Source organism: Streptomyces sp. A0958 (genome assembly GCF_004795035.1).
Classification (GTDB): Bacteria; Actinomycetota; Actinomycetes; order Streptomycetales; family Streptomycetaceae; genus Streptomyces.
The window spans coordinates 54,351-81,132 of sequence record NZ_SSBK01000029.1; the positions used below are offsets into that span (position 1 = coordinate 54,351).

The window sequence follows — 26,782 nt, forward strand, 5'->3', positions numbered from 1 at the left end:
CGGAGCCCGTCGTCGTACCGCGGACGATTCGCCACAACCCTTGTGCCAACTGCGGAGCTTGCGCTCCCAGCGAACAGTTGCGGAAGCGGGATGGCGTTGTCCCACCTGCGCGTTAGGGTCCATGAAGAGGAAGGGTCGGGGAGTCCCGGCCCACCCGGTACGAAGACGCTGAGACGGCCGGAGCCGTCAGAGACGAGCAGGTGGATACGTGACGAATCTGATGCCCTACGCCGCCGGAGAGCCGTCCCTCGGTGGAGGCCTCGGTGACCAGGTCTACAGCCGACTGCTCGGCGAGCGCATCATCTTCCTCGGTCAGCAGGTCGACGATGACATCGCCAACAAGATCACCGCGCAGCTGCTCCTCCTTGCCGCAGAGCCGGACAAGGACATCTACCTGTACATCAACAGCCCCGGCGGCTCGGTGACGGCCGGCATGGCGGTCTACGACACCATGCAGTACATCCCGAACGACGTGGTCACCATCGGTATGGGCATGGCCGCCTCGATGGGTCAGTTCCTGCTCACCGGCGGCACCGCCGGCAAGCGCTTCGCGCTCCCGAACACCGACATCCTCATGCACCAGGGCTCGGCCGGCATCGGCGGTACGGCGTCGGACATCAAGATCCAGGCCCAGTACCTGCTGCGCACCAAGCAGCGGATGGCGGAGATCACCGCCCGCCACTCCGGCCAGACCGTGGAGACGATCATCCGCGACGGCGACCGCGACCGCTGGTACACCGCGGAGGAGGCCAAGGATTACGGCCTCATCGACGAGATCATCACGATCGCATCGGGCGTTCCGGGCGGCGGCGGCACCGGCGCCTGATCCGGCCCCCCCCGGACAGCGCCTCACCGCACCGCGCATCTCTCGTACGCCGAGACACCCAGCCACAGAACGCCACCAGGATGGTGAACACCCACATGAACAACTTCTCCGGCGCCTCCGCGAGCGGCCTCTACACCGGCCCGCAGGTGGACAACCGCTACATCGTCCCGCGCTTCGTGGAGCGCACCTCGCAGGGCGTGCGCGAGTACGACCCGTACGCGAAGCTCTTCGAGGAGCGCGTGATCTTCCTCGGCGTGCAGATCGACGACGCGTCCGCCAACGACGTCATGGCGCAGCTGCTGTGCCTGGAGTCGATGGACCCGGACCGGGACATCTCCATCTACATCAACAGCCCCGGCGGCTCGTTCACCGCGCTCACCGCGATCTACGACACGATGCAGTTCGTGAAGCCGGACATCCAGACGGTCTGCATGGGCCAGGCGGCCTCCGCCGCCGCCGTCCTGCTCGCCGCCGGTACGCCCGGCAAGCGCCTGGCGCTGCCGAACGCGCGTATCCTCATCCACCAGCCGTCCTCGCAGACCGGCCGTGAGCAGCTCTCCGACCTGGAGATCGCGGCCAACGAGATCCTGCGGATGCGGACCCAGCTGGAGGAGCTGCTGGCCAAGCACTCCACCACGCCGATCGAGAAGATCCGCGACGACATCGAGCGCGACAAGATCCTGACCGCCGAGGACTCCCTCGCCTACGGTCTGGTCGACCAGATCGTGGCGACCCGCAAGAGCGCGGCCGGAGCGGCCGCCTGACGTGGGCCTCTGACCCTTGGCACGGCACGGACACCCGGTCCAGGCCGTGTGTACCGTGCCAAGGGGGGCCCGCATGGGGGGCCAGGCAAGGTACCGTCGGATAGAGGCACCAGGAGCCGCTGAACCAGGCGTCTCCCAGGCGAAGGGGAAGCACCTCGTGGCACGCATCGGTGATGGCGGCGACCTGCTCAAGTGCTCGTTCTGCGGAAAGAGCCAGAAGCAGGTGAAGAAGCTCATCGCGGGTCCCGGTGTGTACATCTGCGACGAGTGCATCGATCTCTGCAACGAGATCATCGAGGAGGAGCTCGCGGAGACGGGCGAGGTCCGCTGGGAAGAGCTTCCCAAGCCGCGCGAGATCTACGAGTTCCTCGAGGGGTACGTCGTCGGGCAGGAGCCCGCGAAGAAGGCCCTCTCGGTCGCTGTGTACAACCACTACAAGCGGGTCCAGGCCGGTGAGAACGGCGGCGGGGCGAACCGCGACGACGCGATCGAGCTCGCCAAGTCGAACATCCTACTGCTGGGCCCCACCGGCTCCGGCAAGACGCTGCTCGCGCAGACGCTGGCCCGCATGCTCAACGTCCCGTTCGCCATCGCCGACGCGACGGCGCTGACGGAGGCCGGCTATGTCGGCGAGGACGTCGAGAACATCCTGCTGAAGCTGATCCAGGCCGCTGACTACGACGTCAAGAAGGCCGAGACCGGGATCATCTACATCGACGAGATCGACAAGGTCGCCCGCAAGAGCGAGAACCCGTCGATCACCCGCGATGTCTCCGGCGAGGGCGTCCAGCAGGCCCTGCTGAAGATCCTGGAGGGCACCACCGCCTCCGTACCGCCCCAGGGCGGCCGCAAGCACCCGCACCAGGAGTTCATCCAGATCGACACGACGAACGTCCTGTTCATCGTGGGCGGCGCCTTCTCCGGCCTGGAGAAGATCATCGAGTCCCGGGCCGGCGCCAAGGGCATCGGCTTCGGCGCCACGATCCGCTCCAAGCGGGAGATCCAGGCGAGCGACCAGTTCCAGGAGGTCATGCCGGAGGACCTGGTGAAGTTCGGGATGATCCCCGAGTTCATCGGCCGCCTCCCCGTCCTGACCTCGGTCCACAACCTGGACCGCGAGGCCCTGCTCCAGATCCTCATCGAGCCGCGCAACGCCCTGGTGAAGCAGTACCAGCGCCTCTTCGAACTCGACGGCGTGGAGCTGGACTTCGAGCGCGAGGCGCTGGAGGCCATCGCCGACCAGGCGATCCTGCGCCAGACCGGCGCGCGCGGCCTGCGCGCGATCATGGAGGAGGTCCTCCAGTCGGTGATGTACGAGGTGCCGTCCCGCAAGGACGTCGCCCGGGTCGTCATCACCGCCGACGTGGTCCGCAACAACGTCAACCCGACCCTGGTCCCGCGCGAGCCGCGCACGATCGGCAAGGGCGACGAGGGCCGCCACGAGAAGTCCGCGTAGCGCGGTGCGGTAGTCGTAGGTACGCGAAGGGGCGCCCGGCCGGTTGGCCGGGCGCCCCTTCGCGTACCCCGAGGAGCGTCAGGCCTTGACGCGAACCTCGTTACGCAGCTTGGCGGTAAGGGCCGCCGCCTCTTCGCCCGCCGTGGCCTTGCCCGCCATGACGTCCGCCATGTTCAGCGGCATGGTCCAGCCGAGGGTGCTGCGATCGCCCCAGATGCACATCTGCATGTGCACCTCCTTGGGGCCGGCCTGCGCGGCGTCTTCGTCGGCCTTCGCCGATGCCTCCTGGCACTTGAGGACGGCGTTGTCCAGCCCGGAGGGCGTGTACTCCTTCGGGCTGCCGATCATCTGCGGCCCGTCCTTCTCCTCCTTGAACTTCCCGACCATGTACTTGAACATCGCGTCGACGGTCTTCTCCGGATTGTCGATCGCGCCGTAGACGCCCTGGAAGTTCAGCATCTTGCTGCCCAGCGGGTTGCTCTCGTTCTTGACCTCGTACGAGGCGCCGGCGGATTTGGCGCTCTTGACGCCCCACACCTCGGCGTCCTTCAGGTCTTCCTTCGTCATGCCGTCACCGGAGTTGTCGGAGTTCTTCTTGTACTCCGTGAGGACGGTCTCCGGCGTCACCAGCTTGTGCGGCCCGTCGTCCGCGATGGAGCTGCCGCCCCCGCCCGACGTCAGGAAGTACACCCCGCCGCCGATCACCGCCAGCGCCACGATGACGGCGCCCACGATCAGGCCCGTCTTCTTCTTCGGGGGCTCCGCCGGCGGGAAGCCCGGCTGCTGGCCGTAGACCGGCTGGCCGCCGTACGGGGGAGCGGGGGGCTGCTGCCCGTACGGGCCGGGCTGCTGGGCCTGCGGGTAGCCGTAACCGGGCTGGGGCTGCTGCTGGGGCGGCACGCCCTGGGGGGCCTGCTGCGGGTAGCCGTAGCCGGGCTGCCCCTGCGGCGGGCCCTGCGGCGGCTGCCCGCCGTAAGGGCCCGGCTGCTGGCCGTACGGTCCGGGCTGGCCCTGCGGCGGCTGGCCACCGTACGGGCCCGGCTGGTTGTAGCTCATCTGCGGTGTCCCCTGTTCGTGATGCTTACGCGTTCCGAACATCCTGACGGAAGCCCCGCGGGCGCGGGCCACCGGGAGGCACACCGTTACGGAACAAACCGGTTTCGGGGCACGACCGTGACGGCCCTAAACTGTGCGCGTGACCGAGAACCCAGCGCAGCAGCCAGCCAGCAACCCCGAACTGCCGACCCAGTACACGCCGGCCGAGGTAGAGGGGAAGCTGTACGAGCGCTGGGTAGAACGCGGGTACTTCGAGGCGGACGAGCACAGCGACAAGCCGCCGTACTCCATCGTCATCCCGCCGCCCAACGTCACCGGTTCCCTGCACCTGGGCCACGCCTTCGAGCACACGCTGATCGACGCCCTCGTCCGCCGCAAGCGCATGCAGGGCTTCGAGGCGCTGTACCAGCCGGGCATGGACCACGCCGGCATCGCCACGCAGAACGTCGTCGAGCGAGAGCTCGGCAAGGAGGGCAAGTCCCGCCACGACCTGGGCCGCGAGGCCTTCGTCGAGCGCGTCTGGCAGTGGAAGAACGAGTCGGGCGGCCAGATCTCCGGGCAGATGCGCCGCCTCGGCGAGGGCGTCGACTGGTCCCGCGAGCGCTTCACGATGGACGAGGGCCTGTCCAAGGCCGTCCAGACCATCTTCAAGCGGATGTACGACGATGAGCTGATCTACCGCCGCGAGCGCATCGTCAACTGGTGCCCGCGCTGCCTCACCGCGATCTCGGACATCGAGGTCGAGTACCAGGAGGACGACGGCGAGCTCGTCTCCATGACGTACGGCGAGGGCGACGAGACCATCGTCGTCGCCACCACCCGCGCCGAGACGATGCTCGGTGACACCGCCGTCGCCGTCCACCCCGACGACGAGCGCTACCGGCACCTGGTCGGCAAGCAGATCAAGCTGCCGCTGACCGACCGTACGATCCCGGTCGTCGCCGACCACCACGTCGACCCCTCGTTCGGCACCGGCGCCGTCAAGGTCACCCCCGCCCACGACCCGAACGACTTCGAGATCGGGCAGCGCCACGACCTGCCCTTCCTCACCGTCCTCGACGAGCGCGCGGTCATCACCGTCCCCGGCCCCTTCGAGGGGCTCGACCGGATGGAGGCCCGCTCCGCCATCGTCGCGGCGCTGCGCGCCGAGGGCCGGATCGTCGCCGAGAAGCGGCCGTACGTCCACTCGGTGGGCCACTGCTCGCGCTGCAAGACCACCGTCGAGCCGCGGCTGTCCATGCAGTGGTGGGTCAAGGTCGCCCCGCTCGCCGCGGCGGCCGGTGACGCCGTCCGCGACGGCAAGGTCAAGATCCACCCGCAGGAGATGGAGAAGCGGTACTTCGACTGGGTCGACAACCTCCACGACTGGTGCATCTCGCGCCAGCTGTGGTGGGGGCACCGCATCCCCGTCTGGCACGGCCCCGACGGCGAGATGGTCTGCGTCGGACCCGACGACGAGGCGCCCACCGGCGAGGGCTGGACGCAGGACAGCGACGTCCTGGACACCTGGTTCTCCTCCGGCCTGTGGCCCTTCTCCACGCTCGGCTGGCCCGAACAGACCGACAGCCTCGCGAAGTTCTACCCGAACTCCGTCCTGGTCACCGGCTACGACATCCTCTTCTTCTGGGTCGCCCGGATGATGATGTTCGGCCTGTACGTCAACGAGGGCGTCCCGCCGTTCGGGACGATCGTCCTGCACGGCATGGTCCGCGACGAGCACGGCAAGAAGATGTCGAAGTCCTTCGGCAACGTCGTCAACCCGCTGGACTGGATGGACAAGTACGGCTCCGACGCGCTGCGCTTCACCCTCGCGCGCGGCGCCAACCCGGGCACCGACGTCCCGATCGGCGAGGACTGGGTCCAGGGTTCCGCGAAGTTCTCCAACAAGATCTGGAACGCCACCCGCTTCGCCCTGATGAACGGCGCGACGATCGAGGGCGAGCTGCCGTCGGCCGACGAGATGTCGGTGACCGACCGCTGGATTCTCTCCCGGCTCAACAAGACGGTCGCCGAAGTCGACGCGTACTACGACGACTTCCAGTTCTCCAAGCTCAGCGAGGCGCTGCGGCACTTCGCCTGGGACGAGGTCTTCGACTGGTACGTCGAGCTGTCCAAGACCACGTTCTTCGGCGGCGGCCGTCCGGCCGAGGTCTCCGGCCGGGTCCTGGGCGAAGTCCTCGACGTGATGCTGCGCCTGCTGCACCCCGTCGTCCCGTTCGTCACCGAGACCCTGTGGACCGCGCTCACCGGCCGCGAGTCCGTCGTCATCGCGGACTGGCCGAAGGACTCGGGCTTCCGCGACGACGCGGCCGAGCAGGAGATCGAACTCGTCCAGCAGGTCGTCACCGAGGTCCGCCGCTTCCGCTCCGACCAGGGCCTCCAGCCCGGCCAGAAGGTGCCGGCCGAGCTCGCCCTGACCGGCACCCCGCTCGCCCCGCACGAGACGGCCATGCGGCAGCTGCTGCGGCTCCAGCCGGCCGGCGACGGCTTCCAGGCCACCGCCTCGCTGCCCGTCGCCGGCGCGACCGTCGCCCTCGACCTCTCCGGCACGATCGACGTCGGCGCCGAGCGCAAGCGGCTGACGAAGGACCTGGCCGCCGCCGAGAAGGAGAAGGCCCAGGCCAACGGCAAGCTGAACAACGAGGCGTTCCTGGCCAAGGCCCCGGACAACGTGGTCGACAAGATCCGCGGCCGGCTCGCGAAGGCCGAGGCCGACATCGAGCGGATCACCGGCCAGCTGGCGAACCTGCCGCAGGCCTGACGTCCGCGAAGCCCCCGTGACCCCTCGCCGGAGGGGCGCGGGGGCTTCGCCGTGACCCCGCCGTGTCCGGCCCCCGGGCGGCTGCGCGCGATGCCGGTGGCCATCCGTAGACTGGCCCCGTGAGTGAGCCCCGCCCTTCCGACCGGCCCGACGCGTCCGATCCCGACGACACCTTCGCGGAGATCGTCGACGAAGCGACCCAGCGCGACCCCGACCTGGCGGTGATCGAGGCCGGGAGCCGCACGCTGCGCGCCGCCTCCGGGCCGCCCCGGGCCGACGAGGTCCCCGCCCGCCCCGCCGACCCGGAGGTGGACAAGGCGCTGCGCGCGGTGGAGCAGGAGCTCGCCGGGCGCTGGGGCGAGACCAAGCTGGAGCCGTCCGTGACGCGCATCGCCGCGCTGATGGACGTGCTCGGCGAGCCGCAGCGCGCGTACCCCTCCATCCACATCACCGGCACCAACGGCAAGACGAGCACCGCCCGCATGATCGAGGCCCTGCTCGGCGCCTTCGACCTGCGCACCGGGCGCTACACCTCGCCGCACGTCCAGTCGATCACCGAGCGGATCAGCCTGGACGGCGCGCCGATGGACCCGGAGCGGTTCATCGCCACGTACGAGGACGTCAAGCCGTACGTCGAGATGGTCGACGCCCAGCAGCCCTACCGGCTGTCGTTCTTCGAGGTGCTGACCGGCATGGCCTACGCGGCCTTCGCCGACGCGCCGGTGGACGTCGCCGTCGTCGAGGTCGGCATGGGCGGCACCTGGGACGCGACCAACGTGATCGACGCGACGGTCGCCGTCGTCACCCCCATCTCGCTGGACCACACCGACCGCCTGGGCTCCACGCCCGGCGAGATCGCGACGGAGAAGTCCGGCATCATCAAGCAGGGCGCCACGGTCATCCTCGCCCAGCAGCCCGTCGACGCCGCCCAGGTGATGCTGAAGAAGGCCGTCGAGGTCGACGCCACCGTGGCCCGCGAGGGCATGGAGTTCGGCGTGGTCTCCCGGGAGATCGCGGTCGGCGGCCAGCTGCTGACGCTGCGCGGCCTCGGCGGCGAGTACACAGACGTCTTCCTCCCGCTGTACGGCGCCCACCAGGCGCACAACGCGGTGGTGGCGCTCTGCGCGGTCGAGGCGTTCTTCGGCGTCGGCGCCGAGCAGGCCGGTGCGCTGGACGCGGACATCGTGCGCACGGCGTTCGCCTCGGTGGTCTCGCCCGGCCGCCTCGAAGTCGTCCGCTCCAGCCCGACCGTCGTCCTGGACGCCGCGCACAACCCGGCCGGCGCGCGCGCCACCGCCGAGGGGCTTTCCGAGGCGTTCGGCTTCTCCCGGCTGATCGGCGTGGTCGGCGCCAGCGGTGACAAGGACGTGCGGGGGCTCCTGGAGGCCTTCGAGCCGATCTTCGCCGAGGTCGTCGTCACCCAGAACTCCACCGAGCGGGCGATGGACGCGGACGCGCTCGCGGCCGTCGCCGTCGAGGTCTTCGGCCACGACCGGGTGCAGGTCGAACCCCGGCTCGACGACGCGCTGGAGGCGGCGATCACCCTCGCCGAGGAAGAGGACGAGTACGCGGGCGCCGGGGTACTGGTGACCGGTTCCGTGATCACGGTCGGCGAGGCCCGGCTGCTCCTGGGAAGGCGCTGACCCATGCGCACACTCTGTGCATCGACGCTGATCGGTGAGTTCTTCGTGATCGGGTTCGCCGGACTCGTCGCGATGAAGTCCGACGACCTGACGAACGCCACGGTCTGGACGGTATGCGGCATCGGGATGCTGTTCTCCGTGCTGCTGTGCGGGATGATCACCCGGCCCGGGGGCGTCCAGCTCGGCTGGGCGCTGCAGATCGTCCTGGTCGCGAGCGGTTTCGTGGTGCCGACGATGTTCATCCTCGGCGTGGCCTTCGGCGCGCTGTGGTGGGCCTCGGTGCACTACGGCCGCCGGATCGACGCGGTGAAGGCGCGATGGGCGGCGCAGGCGGACGCGCAGGCGGACGTGCAGGCGCCCGCCGGGAGCTGATCGGCGGACACCCTCGCGGCCACCACGCCAAACCCGGCCGCGGGCCCGTCGCCATGCCCCTGTAATGTCGCCTCACCGCACCCGTATGCCTGCAAGGAGTCCCGCATGACCCAGCGCACCCTCGTTCTCCTCAAGCCCGACGCCGTCCGTCGCGGCCTGGTCGGCGAGATCGTCGGCCGCATCGAGCGCAAGGCCGGCTGGAAGATCACGGCGCTGGAGCTGCGTACCCTGGACCGCGCCACGCTGGAGCAGCACTACGCGGAGCACGTGGGCCGCCCGTTCTACGAGCCGCTGGTGGAGTTCATGCAGTCCGGCCCGGTCGTCGCCCTGGTGGCCGAGGGCGAGCGGATCATCGAGGGCGTCCGCGCCCTGGCGGGGCCCACCGACCCGATCGCCGCCGCGCCCGGCTCGATCCGCGGTGACTTCGGCACGATCACCCGGGAGAACCTCATCCACGCCTCGGACTCCGAGGAGTCCGCGGAGCGGGAAATGAAGCTGTTCTTTCCGGGACTTTCCTGAACCCCACTCAGCCGAACAGCGCTCATGACCTGGGGCGACCGAAGTAATTCGGTCGCCCTTCGGTATACGGTCCCCGATCGCGGGAACGCATCCCCCCGACATAACGTCACCATGAGTGGAACGGCCACCCGTTCTGCCCAGCAACGCGGCGGACCCTCGCGCTGTGTCGGTGCATCCGGCACTACGATGGAACCTTCCACGCCCGCAGCGCCCATCTCGCCTACCAAAAACAAGCCATCAACGCTTTCACTTGGGAAGGCCCGACGCATCCTCATGGGGAACAAGGGGAACTCAATGTCGTTCATCGGCCGTGACATGGCTATCGACCTCGGGACTGCCAACACGCTGGTGTACGTCAGGGGGCGCGGCATCGTCCTGAACGAGCCGTCCGTCGTGGCCATCAACACCAACACCGGCGGAATTCTGGCGGTCGGCGCCGAGGCCAAGAAGATGATCGGCCGTACGCCGGGCAACATCGTTGCCGTACGGCCCCTGAAGGACGGCGTGATCGCCGACTTCGAGATCACGGAGCGGATGCTCCGCTACTTCATCCTGAAGATCCACAAGCGCCGCTACCTGGCCCGCCCCCGGGTCGTGGTCTGCGTGCCCTCCGGCATCACCGGGGTCGAGCGACGCGCCGTGATCGAGGCGTCGACGCAGGCCGGGGCCCGCCAGGTGCACATCATCGAGGAGCCCATGGCGGCGGCCATCGGCTCGGGCCTGCCGGTCCACGAGGCCACCGGCAACATGGTCGTGGACATCGGCGGCGGCACCACCGAGGTGGCGGTGATCTCGCTCGGCGGCATCGTCACCGCCCAGTCCATCCGGGTCGCCGGTGACGAGCTGGACAACGCGATCATCCAGCACGTCAAGAAGGAGTACTCGCTCCTCCTCGGGGAACGCTCCGCCGAACAGATCAAGATCACCATCGGCTCGGCGTTCGACCTGGAGAAGGACGAGCACACCGAGATCCGCGGCCGCGACCTCGTCTCGGGCCTGCCCAAGACCGTGGTCATCTCCGCCGGCGAGGTCCGCAAGGCCATCGAGGAGCCGGTCAACGCGATCGTCGACGCGGTCAAGACGACCCTCGACAAGTGCCCGCCGGAGCTGTCCGGCGACGTCATGGACCGCGGCATCGTCCTCACCGGCGGTGGCGCGCTGCTGCGCGGCCTGGACGAGCGGCTGCGCCACGAGACGGGCATGCCGATCCACATCGCCGAGGACCCGCTGGACTCGGTCGCGCTCGGCTCCGGCAAGTGCGTCGAGGAGTTCGAGGCGCTTCAGCAGGTGCTGGACGCCCAGCCCCGACGGTAGTAACCCGACGACCCTCCGCGCGGACGCTGCCGTTCCGCGCGGGGGATCGTTGATATACAGGCACGAACATTCCTACGAGGAAGGCACGGCCGCCGCACGTGAGGGACACACGAGAGAGCCGGCTGCTCCTGGTGCTGCTGATCGCCATCGCATTCGCACTGATCACGGTGGACATCCGCGGCGGTGAGGAGTCACCGGTGGACGGCGCCCGGCAGGCCGCCGCCACGGTCTTCGGACCCGTGGAGAACGGTGTGGCGTCGGCTGTCGACCCGGTGGGCAACGCCATAGGGGCGGTACGCGCCTCCGGCGCCCGGCACGACAAGATCGCCGCCCTGGAGAAGCAGAACGCCGAGCTGAAGGCCTCGCTCGGCAGCGACGACCGCAACCGCAGCCGGGTCCGCGAGCTCGACAAGATGCTGAAGAAGTCGGCCACCGGCCAGTACGGCATCAAGGCGGCCGAGGTCATCGCCATAGGAGCGGCCCAGGGCTTCTCCTGGACGATCACCATCGACGCCGGCTCCAAGGACGGACTCAAGCGCGACATGACCGTCCTCAACGGGGACGGACTCGTCGGCCGCGTCACCACCGTCGGCCCGGACACCGCGACGGTGCTCCTCGCCAACGACCCCGACTTCACGGTCGGCACCCGGATGGAGTCGACCGACGAGCTCGGGTTCGCCACCGGCCAGGGCTCCCGGCCGCTCGCCGTGCAGTTCCTGAACGGCAAGGCCAAGGTCAAGAAGGGCGACCGGCTCGTCACGTTCGGCTCCAGCAAGGACAAGCCGTTCGTGCCCGGCGTCCCGGTCGGCGAGGTCGTCCGCGTCGACCCGTCCGGCGGCGACCTCACCCGTACCGTCTACGTCCGCCCGTACGTCGGCTTCACCAAGCTCGACATCGTCGGCGTCGTCGTCCAGGCCCCGCGCGAGGACCCCCGCGACATGGTCCTGCCGGCGAAGCCGAAGGCGCCCGCGAAGCCGAAGCCCACCCCGACCGTCACCGTCACCATCTCGCCCAACGGCGACATCGTCGACACCGAGGGCAACGTCGTGGGCAACATCCACGAGAGCCCCAGCCCGGACCCCAGCGGGAACGCCACGCCGAACGCCGACAACGCGGTCAACGAACAGAGGTAGAGCTGATCCCCATGCACGTCAACCGGACCCTGCTCTCCATCGTTCTGGTCGTCTTCGCCCTCGTCGTCCAGGTGTCCGTACTGGCCCGGCTCCAGCTGCCCGGCGCCGTGCCGGACCTGCTGCTCATGGTCGTCCTCGGCCTGGCCTTCGTGTACGGGCACGTCAGCGGCGCCCTCATCGGCTTCGGTGCGGGCCTCCTCGCCGACCTGGCGCCCCCGGCCGACCACGCCGCCGGGCGCTACGCCCTGGTGCTCTGCCTCATCGGCTACCTCGCGGGCCTGGCCCGGCCGGAGAACGGACAGCTCAAGTCCGCCTTCCTGCCGATGGCCGCGGTCGTCGCGGCGGCGATCGGCTCGACCCTGCTGTACGCGGGTGTCGGCGCGCTCGTCGGCGACACGGCCGCCCGCCACGTGGGCCTGGGCAGCCTGCTGTTCACCGCCGCCGTCTACGACCTGCTCCTCGCGCCGTTCACGGTGCCGCTGATCATGGCGCTCGCCAGGCGTACGGTGAACGACCCCGTCGCCGAGTCCTCGTCCGGCCACGGCGATGTGGCGGCCGGCTGGCTCGCGGCGGGCACCGGGCTGCGGATCGGCAGCCAGCGCGGCGGACTGCGCGTGAAGGCGGCCCGCAACCGGGCGGCACGCGCCGGACGGATCAAGGGAGTCAAGCGACTGTGAGGCTGCATTCCTCCGAGGGCAACCCCCCTGCCCCCGGCCGAACCACCACCGGGGGCGCCCCGTGAGCAACATCCCCGAGACGGGCCGCACCCAGCGGGTCCAGATCCGTCTCATCGTCATCCAGGTCCTCGTCTTCTCCCTGCTGCTCACCCTCGGCGGCCGCCTCTGGTACCTCCAGATCCGCAACGGCCAGGAGTACTCCGACGAGGCGAAGAACAACCACGTCCAGCAGGTCGTCCAGCCCGCCGCCCGAGGCTCCATCCTCGACGCGCGCGGCGTGCCCCTCGCCGACAACGAGACCCGCCTCGTCGTCTCCGCCAGCCGCACCGACCTGATGAAGATGGCCGACGACGGCAAGGCCGTGCTGACCCGGCTCGCCGGCGTACTCGACATGAAGCCGAAGGACGTCTTCGACAAGGTCCGGCTCTGCGACGCCAAGACCCCGCAGCCCTGCTGGAACGGTTCGCCCTACCAGCCGATCCCGGTCACCGACGAGGCCACCACCCAGCAGGCCCTGACGATCCGCGAACGCGCCGAGGACTTCCCCGGCATCACCGCCGAACCCACCGCCGTCCGCCGCTACCCCGCACCCGGCAAGGCCAACACCGCCCAGGTCCTCGGCTACCTCTCGCCCGTCACCGACGAGGAGATCACCAAGGCCCAGGACAGCGACTCGCCCTACCTGCGCTCCGACATGGTCGGCCGCTCCGGCCTGGAGCGCACGTACGACAAGGAGCTGCGCGGCAAGGCGGGCGTCACCCGTTACGAGGTCGACAACCTCGGCCGGGTCATCGGCCAGGCCAAGAACGACGAGGCGGAGGCCGGCGCCAGCGTCGTCACCTCCATCGACGCCCGAGTCCAGGCCGTCGCCGAGTACGAGCTCAACGAGGCCATGAAGGCGGCCCGCAAGGAGTTCGACACCAACACCGGCGAGAACTACAAGGCGGACTCCGGCGCCGTCGTCGTCATGGAGGCCAAGACCGGCCGGGTCGTCTCCATGGCCTCCCTGCCCAACTACGACCCCAACTCCTGGGTCGGCGGCATCTCCGCCAAGGACTACGCCGAACTCACCGGCAAGAACAGCAACTTCCCGCTGCTGAACCGCGCCATCCAGGGCCAGGCCGCCCCCGGCTCCATCTTCAAGGTCATCTCATCGACCGCCGCGGTCAACGCCGGATACCCCTTCGACGGCCACTACCCCTGCCCCAGCTCGTACTCCATCGGCGGGCAGACCTTCAAGAACTTCGAGTCCCAGGGCTACGGCGACATCACCATCGGCCGCGCCCTGGAGGTCTCCTGCGACACCGTGTACTACGGCATCGCGCACAAGGAGTGGCAGAAGGACGGCGGCAACAGCCCCAAGAAGAACCCCAACGACTGGTTCTACAAGACCGCCCACCAGTTCGGCCTCGGCAAGGAGACCGGCATCGACCTCCCCAACGAGGTCAGCGGCCGCGTCCCGGACCGCCAGTGGAAGAAGGACTTCGCCAAGGCCAACCACGACGCCTGGTGCAAGCAGGGCAAGAAGGACGGCACGTACGTCGAGAAGATCGCCTACGAGAACTGCCTCGAAGGCGACAAGATGCGCGCCGGTGACTCCGTCAACTACTCGATCGGCCAGGGCGACACCCTCGTCACCCCGATCCAGATGGCCACCATCTACGCGGCCATCTCCAACGGCGGCACGCTCTACGACCCCACCGTCGGCAAGGCGATCGTCAGCGGCGACGGCAAGACCGTCCAGGAGATCAAGCCCAAGTCGCACGGCAAGCTGCCCTTCACCCAGAAGACGCGCAACGAGATAGACGAAGCCCTCGCGGGTGTCGCGACCCGCGGCTCCGCCGCCTGGCGATTCGGCGGCTGGCCGCAGGACAAGATCCCGATGCACGCCAAGACGGGTACCGCCGAGGTCTACGGCAAGCAGACGACCTCCTGGTTCGCCACGTACACCAAGGACTACACGGTCGTCATGACGATCTCCCAGGGCGGTACGGGCTCCGGCGCGTCCGGGCCCGCCGTCCGCAACATCTACGACGCGCTCTACGGCCTCGACGCCACCGGCAAGCAGGACCTCAAGAAGGCCCTCCTGCCGACCCCCCAGAAGGGCCTGCCGAAGATCGGGACGGACGGCACCATCGACGCCCCGACGATCAAGCCGTACGACCCCGCCTCGCAGAAGCCGCCCGCCGAGCAGACGCTCGCCGCGGTCCTCGGGAGGCGTGACTGATGGCCGGCTTCTCCGTCCAGCGCTACGCCCCCGAACGCTCCGTCTGGGGCCGGCTCGTCGCGCGCGACTCGCTCGTGCGCCGGCTCGACTGGCCGCTGCTGGGCTCGGCGATCGCGCTCTCCTTCATCGGCTCGCTGCTCGTCTGGTCGGCGACGCGGGGACGCGACTCGCTGACCCACGGCGACCCGTACTACTTCCTGTTCCGGCACGCCCTCAACACCGGCATCGGCATCGCGCTGATGATCGGCACGATCTGGCTCGGCCACCGCACGCTGCGCGGCGCGGTGCCGGTCCTGTACGGACTGTCCGTGCTCCTCGTGATGGCGGTCCTCACCCCACTGGGCGCCACCGTCAACGGCGCCCACGCCTGGATTCTGCTGCCGGGCGGGTTCTCCCTCCAACCCTCCGAGTTCACCAAGATCACCATCATCCTGGGCATGGCGATGCTGCTCGCCGCCCGCGTCGACGCGGGCGACCAGGCGCACCCCGACCACCGGACCGTGGCCAAGGCCCTCGCCCTGGCCGCGCTCCCGATGGCCGTCGTCATGGGGATGCCGGACCTCGGCTCCGTCATGGTCATGGTCGTCATCGTGCTCGGGGCGCTGCTGGCCTCCGGCGCCTCCAACCGCTGGGTCTTCGGACTCCTCGGCACGGGCGTGGCCGGGGCGGTCGCCATCTGGCAGCTCGGGCTGCTCGACGACTACCAGATCGCCCGGTTCGCCGCCTTCGCCAACCCGGCGCTCGACCCGGCAGGCGTCGGCTACAACACCAACCAGGCGCGCATCGCGATCGGCTCCGGAGGCCTGCACGGCACCGGCCTCTTCCAGGGCACCCAGACCACCGGGCAGTTCGTCCCCGAGCAGCAGACCGACTTCGTCTTCACGGTCGCCGGCGAGGAGCTGGGCTTCCTCGGCGCCGGGCTCATCCTCGTCCTGCTCGGCGTCGTCCTGTGGCGCGCCTGCCGCATCGCCCGCGAGACCACCGAGCTGTACGGCACGATCGTCGCCGCCGGGATCATCGCCTGGTTCGCCTTCCAAGCCTTCGAGAACATCGGCATGACGCTCGGCATCATGCCGGTCGCCGGCCTCCCGCTGCCGTTCGTCTCCTACGGCGGTTCCTCGATGTTCGCCGTCTGGGTGGCCATCGGGCTGCTCCAGTCGATCCGGGTGCAACGGCCGATAACGGCCTGAGCGGTCACCCGGCGGCGCGCTAGATTCGCTACATGTCGGACTCCAAGCGCGAGATCGAGCGGAAGTACGAAGCCACCGCCGCCACCCGGCTGCCCGACCTGAGCCGGGTGGCCGGGGTCGCGGCGGTCGGCCACGAGGGCGTCACGGAGCTCGACGCCGTGTACTACGACACCGAGGACCTGCGCCTCGCCGCCGGCCACGTCACGCTCCGCCGTCGCACCGGCGGCTCGGACGCCGGCTGGCACCTCAAACTCCCGGTCGCCGAGAGCGTCCGCGACGAGATCCGCGCCCCGCTCTCCGACACCCTGCCGCCCCGCCTCGCCGCCCTGATCCGCTCCCGGGTCCTGGACACGCCGGTCGTTCCCGTGGTCCGCCTGCGCTCCGCCCGCGACGTCCACCTGCTCACCGGCCCGGACGGCACCGCCCTCGCCGAGCTCAGCGTGGACGAGGTCCACGCCGAGCGTCTGTCCGGCGGCGACCGCACCGCGACCTGGACCGAGATCGAGGTCGAACTCGCCGACGACGGCGACCCCGCCTTCCTCGACACCGTGGAACAGCACCTGGACGAGGCCGGTATCCGGCCCTCCACCGCCCCCTCCAAACTCGCCCGCGCCCTCGCCGAGACGGCGCCCGCCGAGACGACGCCCGCCGAGCCGCGTCCCCAGGACGACGGCCCCGCCGAGCCGCGTACCGCCGGCGACCACGTCCTCGCCTACGTACGCCGTCAGGCCGCGGCCGTCGTCGCCCTCGACCCGGCCGTCCGCCGTGGCCTGCCCGACTCCGTGCACCGGATGCGGGTCGCCACCCGCAGGCTGCGCAGCGCCCTGCGCACGTACCGCCGCGTCCTGGACCGCGAAGCCACCCGCCCCCTGGGCACCGAGCTGAAGTGGCTCGCGGCGGAGCTCGGCGTCGACCGCGACCAGGAGGTCCTGGACGCCCGGCTGCGCGCCCGCCTCGACGAACTGCCCCGCGCCCTGGTCCTCGGCCCGGCCCGGGCCCGGCTGCGGCTGTGGTCGGCGGCCGGGCGCAGCGGCTCGCGGCGGCGCACGGCCGCCGTCCTGGACTCCGAGCGCTATCTGACCCTGCTGCGCGCCCTGGAACAGTTCCTCGCGGACCCGTCCCTGCTGCCGGCGGCCGATGCCGCGCCCGGCGCGGAGCTGGCCCGCGCCGTCCACAAGGACCACAAGCGCCTCGCCGGCCGCGTCGCGCACGCCCTCGAACTGCCGCCCGGACCGGACCGCGACGCCGCCCTGCACCGCGCCCGCAAGGCGGCCAAACGTGCCCGGTACGCGGCGGAGGCGGCCCGCCCCGCCCTCGGGAAGCCCGCCAAGAAGTCCGTCAAACGGCTGAAGGCCGTACAGAGCCTCCTCGGCGACCACCAGGACGGCGTCGTCGCCCGCGAGACCCTGCGCGCCCTGGCCGTCCAAGCACATGCGGCGGGGGAGCCGTCGTTCACCTGGGGACTGCTGTACGGGAAGGAGGAGGCGGCGGCCTCGGAGAGCGAGCGCGAGCTGCCCGGGGTGTGGCACCGGGCCCAGCGTGCGGACGTCCGGCGGGCGTCCGCACGCTGAGCGTCGCGGTACGCTGGATGGTCACCCCTGCCGGCTCTCGAAAGTGCGCGATGTCTGTCGATTCGGTCTTCCCACAGCTCGAAGCTCTGCTCCCGCATGTGCAGAAGCCCATCCAGTACGTCGGCGGTGAGCTGAACTCCACCGTCAAGCCGTGGGACGAGTGCGACGTCCGCTGGGCGCTCATGTACCCGGACGCGTACGAGGTCGGACTGCCCAACCAGGGCGTCATGATCCTCTACGAGGTGCTCAACGAGCGCCAGGGCGTCCTCGCCGAGCGCACGTACAGCGTGTGGCCCGACCTCGAAGCGCTGATGCGCGAGCACAAGGTGCCGCAGTTCACCGTGGACAGCCACCGCCCGGTCAAGGCGTTCGACGTCTTCGGGCTGAGCTTCTCCACCGAGCTGGGCTACACCAACATGCTCACCGCGCTGGACCTGGCCGGCATCCCGCTGGCTGCCGAGGACCGGGGCGTCGACGACCCGATCGTCCTCGCGGGCGGCCACGCCGCGTTCAACCCCGAGCCCATCGCGGAGTTCATCGACTGCGCGGTCATCGGCGACGGCGAGCAGGCCGTGCTGGAGATCACCGAGATCGTCCGCGCCTGGAAGGCCGAGGGCCGCCCCGGGGGCCGCGAGGAGGTGCTGTTCCGGCTCGCCCGGACCGGTGGCGTCTACGTCCCCGGCTTCTACGACGTCGAGTACCTTCCGGACGGCCGCATCGGCCGCGTCGTGCCGAACAAGTCGGGCGTGCCGTGGCGGGTGTCCAAGCACACCGTCATGGACCTGGACGAGTGGCCCTACCCCAAGCAGCCCCTGGTGCCGCTCGCCGAGACCGTCCACGAGCGGATGTCCGTGGAGATCTTCCGCGGCTGCACCCGCGGCTGCCGTTTCTGCCAGGCCGGCATGATCACGCGCCCCGTGCGGGAGCGAAGCATCACCGGCATCGGCGAGATGGTGGAGAAGGGCCTCAAGGCGACCGGCTTCGAGGAGGTCGGCCTGCTCTCGCTGTCCTCCGCCGACCACACCGAGATCGGTGAGATCGCCAAGGGCCTCGCGGACCGCTACACGGACGACAAGATCGGCCTCTCGCTGCCCTCGACCCGCGTCGACGCGTTCAACGTGGACCTGGCCAACGAGCTGACCCGCAACGGCCGCCGCTCCGGTCTCACCTTCGCCCCCGAGGGCGGCTCCGAGCGCATGCGCAAGGTCATCAACAAGATGGTCTCGGAGGAGGACCTGATCCGCACCGTCGCCACCGCGTACGGCAACGGCTGGCGCCAGGTGAAGCTGTACTTCATGTGCGGGCTGCCCACCGAGACCGACGAGGACGTCCTCCAGATCGGCGACATGGCGGTCAACGTCATCGCCAAGGGCCGCGAGGTCTCCGGGCAGAACGACATCCGCTGCACGGTCTCCATCGGCGGTTTCGTGCCCAAGCCGCACACCCCCTTCCAGTGGGCCCCGCAGCTGAGCGCCGAGGAGACCGACGCCCGGCTCGCCAAGCTCCGGGACAAGATCCGCGGCGACAAGAAGTACGGCCGCTCGATCGGCTTCCGCTACCACGACGGCAAGCCCGGCATCGTCGAGGGCCTGCTCTCGCGCGGCGACCGCCGGGTCGGCTCCGTCATCCGCGCCGTCTACGAGGCCGGCGGCCGCTTCGACGGCTGGCGCGAGTACTTCAGCTACGACCTGTGGATGAAGAGCGCCGAGGCGACGCTGCCGGACTTCGGCGTGGACGTCGACTGGTACACCACCCGCGAGCGGACGTACGAGGAGGTCCTGCCCTGGGACCACCTGGACTCGGGCCTGGACAAGGACTGGCTCTGGGAGGACTGGCAGGACGCGCTCGACGAGACCGAGGTCGAGGACTGCCGCTGGACGCCGTGCTTCGACTGCGGGGTGTGCCCGCAGTTCGACACATGGCCACAACTGAGTGAGAGTGGCAAGAAGATGCTCCCGCTCACAGTGGTAAAGCCCTCGTGACCAGCGCAGATGCTGTCCGGCGGATGGCTGAGTCGCTCGCAGGCATGACCGATGCGGAGCGGACCGAGATCTTTCGAGGGCTCGGGGCGAGAGAGCGTGAGCAGGCTTCGCGCACGCTGCGGCGAACGCCGCTTCCTGCCCCTCGGCAAGACGGCGGGCGCATCGTCTCGGCCGTGGAGTGGGTGTAGGTAGGTAGAGGGCGTCCGGCCCGACACAGAGCCGGACGCCTTTTGCATGCACTCCCCAGGACGCAACCGCCCCTGGCCCCGATGGGGTGAACACGCCCCCTTGACCAGCACAGTCCGGCAGAGTGAGGGTCGTGCAACCAGACGCAACGGGCTCGACAGGGAGGGACCTCATGGCCTTACGGTTCGTTGGTAAAGATCCTGAGTCCGGAGATCACGGATCACCTGCTGTGTGGGTGGACCAGGAGTCGAAGGATCTTGTGATCCAGGGGTGGACAGCAGACGAGCAGACCACGGGTGAAAGCTCGCAGGATGTTCTGATCCCTGGGCATGAGTCGGTGATCAGGGTTCCGAAGCGGATGGTCCCGCTTCTCAGGGAGGCGCTTCGTGTCGCAGAGTCTGACTGACTTCTCTGACCTCATCAGGTCAGTGCGAGAGTCAGCCGTGCATCTGGAGATGCGCGACGGGTACGGCGTGGACAACGAGATCGAAGGCTTCTCCGCATGGAAGCAGGGGCACCGGCTGAACCCGGATGACCGGGCCTCATGGTGGCGTCCCTGGCTTGACCTCGTGCAGGAGGTGACGGCAAAGGGAGTGCTGATCCGACGGGCCCGCATCGTGTCCGAGCCGGTCAGCGACTACATCGCCTTCGAACACTCAGGCACCTTCACGAACGTGGCGGCCGGCGAGCAGATTCGTTGGCTGCCCCGTCGCAGTGCCTCCGACCTTGCCTTGCCGGGCAACGACTTCTGGCTGTTCGACGGCAAGCTGGTCCAGTTCAACATCTTCGACGGGATCGGCCGGTGGGTTCACACCGACCAGACGGAAGATCCTGATGTAGCCAAGCTGTGCGCGTCGGCGTTCGAAGCGGTGTGGGAGCGAGCCATCCCGCACGAGAAGTACGCCGTCTGAATCCTGACCGGTCAGCTCATGCCCTCGTCCCCGCTCTCCAGCGCGCAAGCCGCGCGCAACGCTGTTGCCACCCGCCTGCAAGGGTTGATGAAAGACGCGGGGCTGTCAGGGCATGAGCTGGCCGTTCGGTGCGGCTGGCACCGGGCGAAGTCCTCCCGCATCGCACGGGGCATCACGCCGCCCTCGGACGCGGACATCCGCGCATGGTGCTCCGCGTGTGGAGCAGACGACCAAGCGGCCGACATAGTCGCCGCGTCGCGGAACGCCGAGTCCATGTACGTGGAGTGGAAGCAGCTCCACAAGGACGGTATGCGGCGGGTCCATGAGCAGACTGTCCCGCTCTACCGGCGCACCCGCTCGTTCCGCGTCTACGCCTCGAACGTCATACCGGGCATGCTCCAGACTGCCGGGTACGCGACAGGGCTTCTGAGAGCCATCACGGCCTTTCAGGGCACACCGGATGACGTGGCTGACGCGGTGGCTGCCAGGCTCGACAGGTCACGGGTGATCCGTGAGGGTGACCACCGCTTCGCGCTGCTCCTCGAAGAGACGGTTCTCCACTACCGGGTCTGCGATGACGAAGCCATGCGGGACCAGCTTGAGCATCTGCTCACTGTCATGCGTCGGCCGAACGTGGCGCTCGGCATCATCCCGAAGCAGGCCCGCAGAACGGTGTGGCCGCTCGAAGCGTTCTACTCCTTCGACGATCAGCAAGTGGCTGTGGAGACGCTGACGGCCGAGATCAACCTGACCACCCCTGGGGAGATCGGCACCTATCTGCGCGCGTTCGCCGAGCTGTCACAGGTGGCCGTGCGAGGCGAGCCGGCGAGAGGTCTCATCCGTGACGCGCTTTCCACGCTCGGGTGATCCCGTGCAACAGCGTGCAACAAGGTAGAGCCGCATGCCCGTAGGTCCCTAGCGTCGTCTTCACACCGAGGCAGGCGGAGGCGGCGGCATGGCAAGGGTGAACGAAAAGGCCCCGGAGCGGGGTGCGCTGGAGTACGTGACCTATGCCCCTGCGGGACATGACTGTGCCGAGTGCCTGCGCCCTCTGAAGTCCATGGAAGTTGCCCGTCGCATCGCCCTTGACCAGACATCCGGGCCACCTGTGGCCACGTACCGCCACGCGAACGACTGCCCCAAGTTGGTGGCGGGTTGATGGAGATGCGGACCTGGAGGCAGTCGCGCACCACGGCGACGGATGCGGCCGAGTCCTTGCGCGCAGCCTTCGCCGCACTGGGCATCCCCGAGAGCGCGTGGAGCAGTGTGCGACCGGTGGTGACCAACACCGGAGGCGCGTACGTCCACCTCGGCATGATCCGGGCTGACGCGGTCGAGTAGATCGCGGAGGCGCTGAGAGAGATCCCGCCGCGGTGAAGCGGGCTGTCCCTGTCTCGCGGTAGCTGCCTCGACAGGTTGCTGCCCCTTCGTTCCTCCCGCCGGATTCCTGGTGGGTATTTCCGAGTAGAGAGGTGAGTCCGATGGTGGAAGAGAGCACCGGTTCGACGGCCCCCGTAGGGGGTGGCCTGCTCATCGCGAAGCGGCAGATCGTGGCCGCGAGGACGCGGGCCGAGCAGGAGTCGGACAACACCAGTGGCCGTTCCGACGGCAACGACTAGGGGGGTAGCCCACGATGCTTGATGCGGCTTCGTGGGCGGGGCGTCTGGGTGGGGACACGTTCCTTGCCCAGACGTACCACCGCTCCTACGCGCACATCCCCGGCGCCGCCGGTACGGCGGGCTTTTTCTCCTTCGACGCCCTGAATCGGATCATCGCTTCGCAGCGCCTTGAGCCGCCCCGGCTGCGCCTGTCGCTCGACGGCGAGATGGTTCCCCTTTACCGCTACGCGATCCCGACCACGAACCGCCGCGCGGTGAGCTGGTCCCGTATCCAGCCGGCCGAGTTCCATGCTCAGCTCAAGGACGGGGCATCGCTGGTCCTCGACTCGGTGGAGAAGATCCATCCGGCGGTGGGCGCGGCTGCCGAAGGTCTTGAACGGTTCCTCGGTACGTCCGTACAGGCCAACGCGTACGCGTCCTGGACCGACCGGGAAGGCTTCGGGCTGCACTGGGACGACCACGATGTGGTGGTGATGCAGGTGCACGGCTCGAAACGGTGGCGCCTGTACGGCTCCACTCGTGAGGTTCCGACCTTCCGGGACGTGGAGTCGCCAGCGCGGCCGGAGGGTGACCCTGTAGCGGACATCGTCCTGTCGCCGGGGGATGTGCTCTACCTGCCGCGAGGCTGGTGGCACGCAGTCACCGCCGACCAAGGGACGGAGTCTCTTCACCTGACGTTCGGCATGGTTCCGCACACGGGGGCGGACCTCATGCTCTGGATCGTGGACCAACTCCGTTCATCCCTCGCACTGCGCAAGGACGTCCCGCGGTTTTCGTCCCCGGCGGAACAGTCGGACTTCGTCGGGGCCATCCGTTGTGAGGTGCTGGACATGATGGCTGACTCCCGGTTGGTGGAGCGGTGGGCGGAGTCCATCGACACGACCGACCTCGGCCACGCGATGCCCTCGTTGCCCTACGTGGACGGGCTGCCCGCACAACGGGGGATTACGGTCAAGGTGACTACCTCCCGGGGCCGCCTGACGGCCAACGGGGCACATGGCACGGTCACGCTCTCGGCGGCCGGTACCGCCTGGGACTTCGCCGAGTCGGCCGAACCTGCCCTGAGTGCGCTGCTGACCGGTGCGCCCGTCACGCTCGGGGGCATGGCCGACTGTGCGGGACTGGAGGTCAAGGACGTGGCCGAGCTTGTCTCGGCCCTCATCGAGGGGCACGTCGTCGCGGTCGTGGGGACAGCGCTGTGACGGCCGTGCTGTCCCTGGGGACGTACCGGGTGCGTGCCGTGGGTCAGGCGGCGCGCACCGCCCTGGCTGCTGGTAGCCCGTGGGTGGACACGGCACCCAACTACGCCCACGGCTACGCGCATGAGGGGCTGCGCCAGGTACTGCGCACGTATCCGACCGTGCGGGTAGCGACGAAGACGGGGTTCTTCACGGACAAGCAAGGGCACGCCGCTCAGGCGGAGAACGTGCTCAGCCGGGAAGAGGCTGCCCGTGGGCACAGCCTCACTCCGCACTTCGTTCGGTGGCAGACGGAGCGTTCGTTGGCCGTGCTCGGCCGGGCGGACATGGTGTTCGTCCACAACCCTGAGCACCATGGACACGACCGGGCCGCTCTACATGGGCGTATGCGAGAAGCGTTCGCCGCACTGGAGGAGTACACCCAGGCGGGCAGGATCGGCGGCTACGGGGTAGCCACATGGTCGGGCCTGACCTCCGAAGCGTTCACTGTCCCGGAGCTACTCGCCCTTGCCCGACAGGCGGCGGGCTCGGCAGAGCACCACCTCACAGGCTTGCAGATGCCGGTCAGTCTGATCATGGATGACCTGATCAGGCAGGCGCTCGACGGCGTTGGACCGCTGATGGACGCGAAAGACGGAGGGCTGATCACCTTCGGTTCGGCTCCCCTGCACGGCGGCGAACTCCTCAGCGCCATGACTCCGGAACTGGTGGACTTCATCCGGCCCGGCCTGTCGCCCGCAGCCGCTGCCCTGCTGGTTGCCGGATCGTGCCCCGGCCTCGACGTGGTCCTGACCTCGGCCAGCACCCGCGACCACTGGGACGATGCGGCGAAAGCTCTGGCTGCCCCTCTCACGGCCGGGGAACTCAGGAAGGTAACCGATGAACTCTCCTCCGAGTGAGGACGTACAGGCCCTGATGGAAGCCGCTCACGATCGGGCGGCGAAGGCTCTGGCCCTGACGTGCACGGGCACGCTGGCATGGGGATTCCAAGGGGGTCACCTCGGCCAGAGGGCAGGGGACCGGTGGCTACGGCTGAGCCGCACCGCCGCGAGGAACGCGGGCAGGAAGCAGGGGGAAGGCATCGTAGGCGCGTCCCTGCTGGTGCCCGACACTGTCCCGCGCCCACGCCTGCATGGGGTGCACGACTGGACTGACGGCGAGTGGGCGTTCGAGGCAGAAGCCTTCGACTACGTGGCACAGCCCGTTGTGTCCCCGGACCGGGCAGACCTAGACCATGACCCCGGCTTGCCCGACGCGTGGTGGGACGACCTGTGCCAGGCACTCGGCCTGCTGAGCGAAGCGGACGGAGTGAGGGTCACCGTCCGGGACGAGTGGATGGAACGCGCCTTCCCCCAGTTCCTCGGCATCCCTGCCCCGGCCAAGGTGGAGCGAGTGTCAGGGCACGGTGACCTGCACTGGGGCAACCTCACGACCATGCCCCTGAACCTTCTGGACTGGGAGCGGTGGGGGCTGGTGCCCCTCGGCTTCGACGCGGGACTACTCCACGCGAACAGCCTGCTGGTGCCGGGCGTAGCGGACCGCATCCGTAAGGAGTTCGCTTCGATCCTGGACAGTCCAGCCGGCCGAATCGGAGAACTCGCGGCAGTGGCCGAGATGCTGCAAGCCGTCGCCCGTGGCTGGTACTCGGAGCTTGCTCCCTGCCTGCTCTCTCGCGCGGAGATCCTGACGGGCGTTCGCCCGCCGGTACCGGCTCACTCCGAGGTGGCAGCCTGATGCTGCGCCCCACGCACGGGTGAACAGGGACGCCTCTGCCCCGTGCGAACGCCGATACGCACGGGGGCAGAGGCCAGTCTCAGGCGCTGTCGCCTAGGTGCCGGTACAACGTGGCCCGGGAGATCCCCAGGGCCTTGGCGATGGCTGTGACGCTCTCTCCCTTGGCGTGCCGGGCACGGGCCACGGCTAGCTTGTCGTCGTCCACCACGGTCGGGCGTCCTCCGTGGTTGCCCTTGCGGGCCGCAGCGTCCAGCCCCTCCAACGTCTTCTCCCGGATGCCTTCCCGCTCCACCTCGGCGCTCACGGCCAGGACGGCGAACACGATGGCACCGGCCCCGTTCGGGTCGTACACACCCTGGAGAGGACCGGACAGAAGTTCCAGTTGGATGCCGTCCGCTTGAAGGGTGGAAGACAGCGTCATCAGCTCTGCTGCACTACGGGCGAGCCTCTTCATCTCGACCGCGGACAAGATGACCGGCTGATTCGGTGCAGCCTGCTTGAACTCCCGAGCAAGGGTGAGCGCCTTCTCAAGCTCCGGCCGTTCCTTCACACGGGTACTGATCTTCTCTGAGAACACCCGCGTGCACTGGGCCCCGGCGAGCGCGTCCAACTGGGACTGGAGTTCCTGTCCCACGGTCGAGCATCGGGCGTAGCCAAGCCGGATCGCTGCGCCCGGTATCGCGTCGGGTGTCTGTGCCAGGGGTGCGCCCTGCGTCCACGCCTTGCCCGGGTTGCGGTCGGCGGGCGTCTTCACAGTCAGCTCGGCCTTGAGCGCGGGCACCAGGGCGAAGCGGCCCGTGTGGTAGTTCGCTGCCACCTCGCCCGCGCCGGTACGACAGGGGCTTCCTGCTGGTGCCTGGCACTTCGGGCAGTTGTGGCGCTCGACCTGTTCGGCCGGGATGATCGTGTTCGTCATGACTGGAACGTCTCATAAACGTGTCTCGAAAACTAGTCGTGAGACGGACCTTTTGAGACGGGTTTCGAGACGGCGAGACGGGAGCGAAATGGACGCTGTCGGGAAGCTGGCAAGCCGTCTCACTATCGATGGTTATTGAGACGCATGTCCTTGGTCACCCTTAGCTACGCCGGCCGATCGCCACTCACCGCCCGGGGTGCGCTCGATACCGAAGTGCCGAAGCACTGTTTCGAGCTGCTCTTCACCAAGCATCGGCGCGCGAGCAAGCCAGTAAGTGATCCACTCATCCCTTGTCACGGTCTGGACAACGCCGACCGGACCGCTCGGGTTACGCCCGTCGAAGCAGGCTGGCGAGGGGGTGGGGGATGACCCCCGAAGGGGGCAAGCTCGCACCGCCTAGTATTAGCAGCTCAAATCGTGCCACGGTTTCAGACCTTTCCAGGTGTGCTCTCGGGTCAGGTCGGCTGCGGAGTAGTGCCTGCTCACAGGCTTGCGCCTGCCGCCTGGGCGACGGCGGAAGAGTGCAAGGAACAGGGACTGTCTGGCCTTGCACTGGTGGCTGCGACAGGTGGCCGCGTAGCGGCCCAAAGGAGTAGGTCTGTCGGCGGCGGCTGAATCCTGACCCGGTTTGGGCGGTCGAACTTTGACCCACCGGGTCTGGTTGCTGGTGTTCAGTCGGTGTCGTGTGTGGCGGTGGGGACGCGTCCGAGTTGGCGTCCGCGCATG

23 protein-coding genes are annotated in these 26,782 nt (G+C 69.0%); 21 read left to right on the forward strand and 2 right to left on the reverse strand.

Annotated elements, in window-relative coordinates; translation table 11 throughout:
• The first annotated feature begins 220 nt into the window (after positions 1–220).
• The 3 genes from E6P78_RS24585 to clpX all read left to right on the forward strand — a co-directional run bounded on the left by E6P78_RS24585 (position 221) and on the right by clpX (position 3,046).
• Positions 221–826 (forward strand): ATP-dependent Clp protease proteolytic subunit, encoded by a 606-nt coding sequence (locus E6P78_RS24585; protein ID WP_018551584.1) that lies wholly within the window; start codon positions 221–223, stop codon positions 824–826.
• Between the two features lie 80 nt (positions 827–906).
• Positions 907–1,590 carry an ATP-dependent Clp protease proteolytic subunit gene (locus E6P78_RS24590; protein ID WP_136205812.1) on the forward strand — a complete coding sequence of 228 codons (684 nt, stop codon included), beginning with the start codon at positions 907–909 and terminating at the stop codon, positions 1,588–1,590.
• A 157-nt stretch (positions 1,591–1,747) separates the two neighbouring features.
• Positions 1,748–3,046 carry an ATP-dependent Clp protease ATP-binding subunit ClpX gene (gene clpX / locus E6P78_RS24595; protein WP_136205813.1) on the forward strand — a complete coding sequence of 433 codons (1,299 nt, stop codon included), beginning with the start codon at positions 1,748–1,750 and terminating at the stop codon, positions 3,044–3,046.
• A 78-nt stretch (positions 3,047–3,124) separates the two neighbouring features.
• Here clpX and E6P78_RS24600 read toward each other — a convergent pair whose 3' ends face one another.
• On the reverse strand, positions 3,125–4,102 hold the full coding sequence (locus E6P78_RS24600) for a hypothetical protein (RefSeq protein WP_136205814.1): 978 nt from the start codon (positions 4,100–4,102) through the stop codon (positions 3,125–3,127).
• A gap of 139 nt (positions 4,103–4,241) precedes the next feature.
• Here E6P78_RS24600 and E6P78_RS24605 point away from each other — a divergent pair, with 139 nt between their 5' ends.
• From E6P78_RS24605 to E6P78_RS33610, 18 genes are all read left to right on the forward strand, one after another.
• Positions 4,242–6,863: a valine--tRNA ligase gene (locus tag E6P78_RS24605; protein WP_136205815.1), complete on the forward strand. Its 2,622-nt coding sequence runs from the start codon at positions 4,242–4,244 to the stop codon at positions 6,861–6,863.
• A gap of 119 nt (positions 6,864–6,982) precedes the next feature.
• Complete coding sequence (locus E6P78_RS24610) at positions 6,983–8,506, forward strand: folylpolyglutamate synthase/dihydrofolate synthase family protein (RefSeq protein WP_136205816.1); 1,524 nt, start codon at positions 6,983–6,985, stop codon at positions 8,504–8,506.
• A gap of 3 nt (positions 8,507–8,509) precedes the next feature.
• Positions 8,510–8,878 (forward strand): DUF4233 domain-containing protein, encoded by a 369-nt coding sequence (locus E6P78_RS24615; RefSeq protein ID WP_136205817.1) that lies wholly within the window; start codon positions 8,510–8,512, stop codon positions 8,876–8,878.
• A 105-nt stretch (positions 8,879–8,983) separates the two neighbouring features.
• Positions 8,984–9,397, forward strand: coding sequence for a nucleoside-diphosphate kinase (gene ndk, locus E6P78_RS24620; protein WP_018518173.1), 414 nt, complete (start codon positions 8,984–8,986; stop codon positions 9,395–9,397).
• A 294-nt stretch (positions 9,398–9,691) separates the two neighbouring features.
• Positions 9,692–10,711, forward strand: coding sequence for a rod shape-determining protein (locus E6P78_RS24625; protein ID WP_136205818.1), 1,020 nt, complete (start codon positions 9,692–9,694; stop codon positions 10,709–10,711).
• 98 nt (positions 10,712–10,809) lie between these two features.
• Positions 10,810–11,844, forward strand: a complete 1,035-nt coding sequence (gene mreC, locus E6P78_RS24630; protein ID WP_136205819.1) for a rod shape-determining protein MreC — start codon at positions 10,810–10,812, stop codon at positions 11,842–11,844.
• A gap of 11 nt (positions 11,845–11,855) precedes the next feature.
• Positions 11,856–12,521 carry a rod shape-determining protein MreD gene (gene mreD, locus E6P78_RS24635; protein WP_136205820.1) on the forward strand — a complete coding sequence of 222 codons (666 nt, stop codon included), beginning with the start codon at positions 11,856–11,858 and terminating at the stop codon, positions 12,519–12,521.
• 61 nt (positions 12,522–12,582) lie between these two features.
• A complete protein-coding gene (mrdA, locus tag E6P78_RS24640; protein WP_136205821.1) occupies positions 12,583–14,748 on the forward strand; it encodes a penicillin-binding protein 2 in 2,166 nt (721 codons plus the stop codon).
• Complete coding sequence (gene rodA / locus E6P78_RS24645) at positions 14,748–15,938, forward strand: rod shape-determining protein RodA (protein ID WP_136205822.1); 1,191 nt, start codon at positions 14,748–14,750, stop codon at positions 15,936–15,938. Before mrdA ends, rodA begins: the two co-directional genes overlap by 1 nt.
• 32 nt (positions 15,939–15,970) lie before the next feature.
• A complete protein-coding gene (locus E6P78_RS24650) occupies positions 15,971–17,509 on the forward strand; it encodes a CYTH and CHAD domain-containing protein (protein ID WP_136205823.1) in 1,539 nt (512 codons plus the stop codon).
• A gap of 50 nt (positions 17,510–17,559) precedes the next feature.
• Entirely contained in the window at positions 17,560–19,491 is a 1,932-nt protein-coding gene (locus tag E6P78_RS24655; protein ID WP_136205824.1) for a TIGR03960 family B12-binding radical SAM protein, read from the forward strand.
• A gap of 572 nt (positions 19,492–20,063) precedes the next feature.
• Positions 20,064–20,588, forward strand: coding sequence for a DUF6879 family protein (locus tag E6P78_RS24665; RefSeq protein WP_136205825.1), 525 nt, complete (start codon positions 20,064–20,066; stop codon positions 20,586–20,588).
• 18 nt (positions 20,589–20,606) lie between these two features.
• Complete coding sequence (locus E6P78_RS24670; RefSeq protein ID WP_136205826.1) at positions 20,607–21,455, forward strand: helix-turn-helix transcriptional regulator; 849 nt, start codon at positions 20,607–20,609, stop codon at positions 21,453–21,455.
• Between the two features lie 297 nt (positions 21,456–21,752).
• Positions 21,753–21,929: a hypothetical protein gene (locus E6P78_RS24675; RefSeq protein WP_240799364.1), complete on the forward strand. Its 177-nt coding sequence runs from the start codon at positions 21,753–21,755 to the stop codon at positions 21,927–21,929.
• Between the two features lie 140 nt (positions 21,930–22,069).
• A complete protein-coding gene (locus tag E6P78_RS32910) occupies positions 22,070–22,207 on the forward strand; it encodes a hypothetical protein (protein ID WP_168712694.1) in 138 nt (45 codons plus the stop codon).
• Between the two features lie 14 nt (positions 22,208–22,221).
• The gene (locus tag E6P78_RS24680; protein WP_136205828.1) at positions 22,222–23,409 is read left to right on the forward strand and encodes a cupin domain-containing protein; all 1,188 of its coding nucleotides are present in this window, start codon (positions 22,222–22,224) and stop codon (positions 23,407–23,409) included.
• The gene (locus E6P78_RS24685) at positions 23,406–24,305 is read left to right on the forward strand and encodes an aldo/keto reductase (RefSeq protein ID WP_136205829.1); all 900 of its coding nucleotides are present in this window, start codon (positions 23,406–23,408) and stop codon (positions 24,303–24,305) included. The genes E6P78_RS24680 and E6P78_RS24685 overlap by 4 nt, the downstream gene beginning before the upstream one ends.
• 346 nt (positions 24,306–24,651) lie before the next feature.
• On the forward strand, positions 24,652–25,140 hold the full coding sequence (locus E6P78_RS33610) for a hypothetical protein (protein WP_240799365.1): 489 nt from the start codon (positions 24,652–24,654) through the stop codon (positions 25,138–25,140).
• Positions 25,141–25,219: 79 nt separating this feature from the next.
• Here E6P78_RS33610 and E6P78_RS24695 read toward each other — a convergent pair whose 3' ends face one another.
• A complete protein-coding gene (locus tag E6P78_RS24695) occupies positions 25,220–26,056 on the reverse strand; it encodes a recombinase family protein (RefSeq protein WP_136205831.1) in 837 nt (278 codons plus the stop codon).
• Positions 26,057–26,782: the final 726 nt, after the last annotated feature.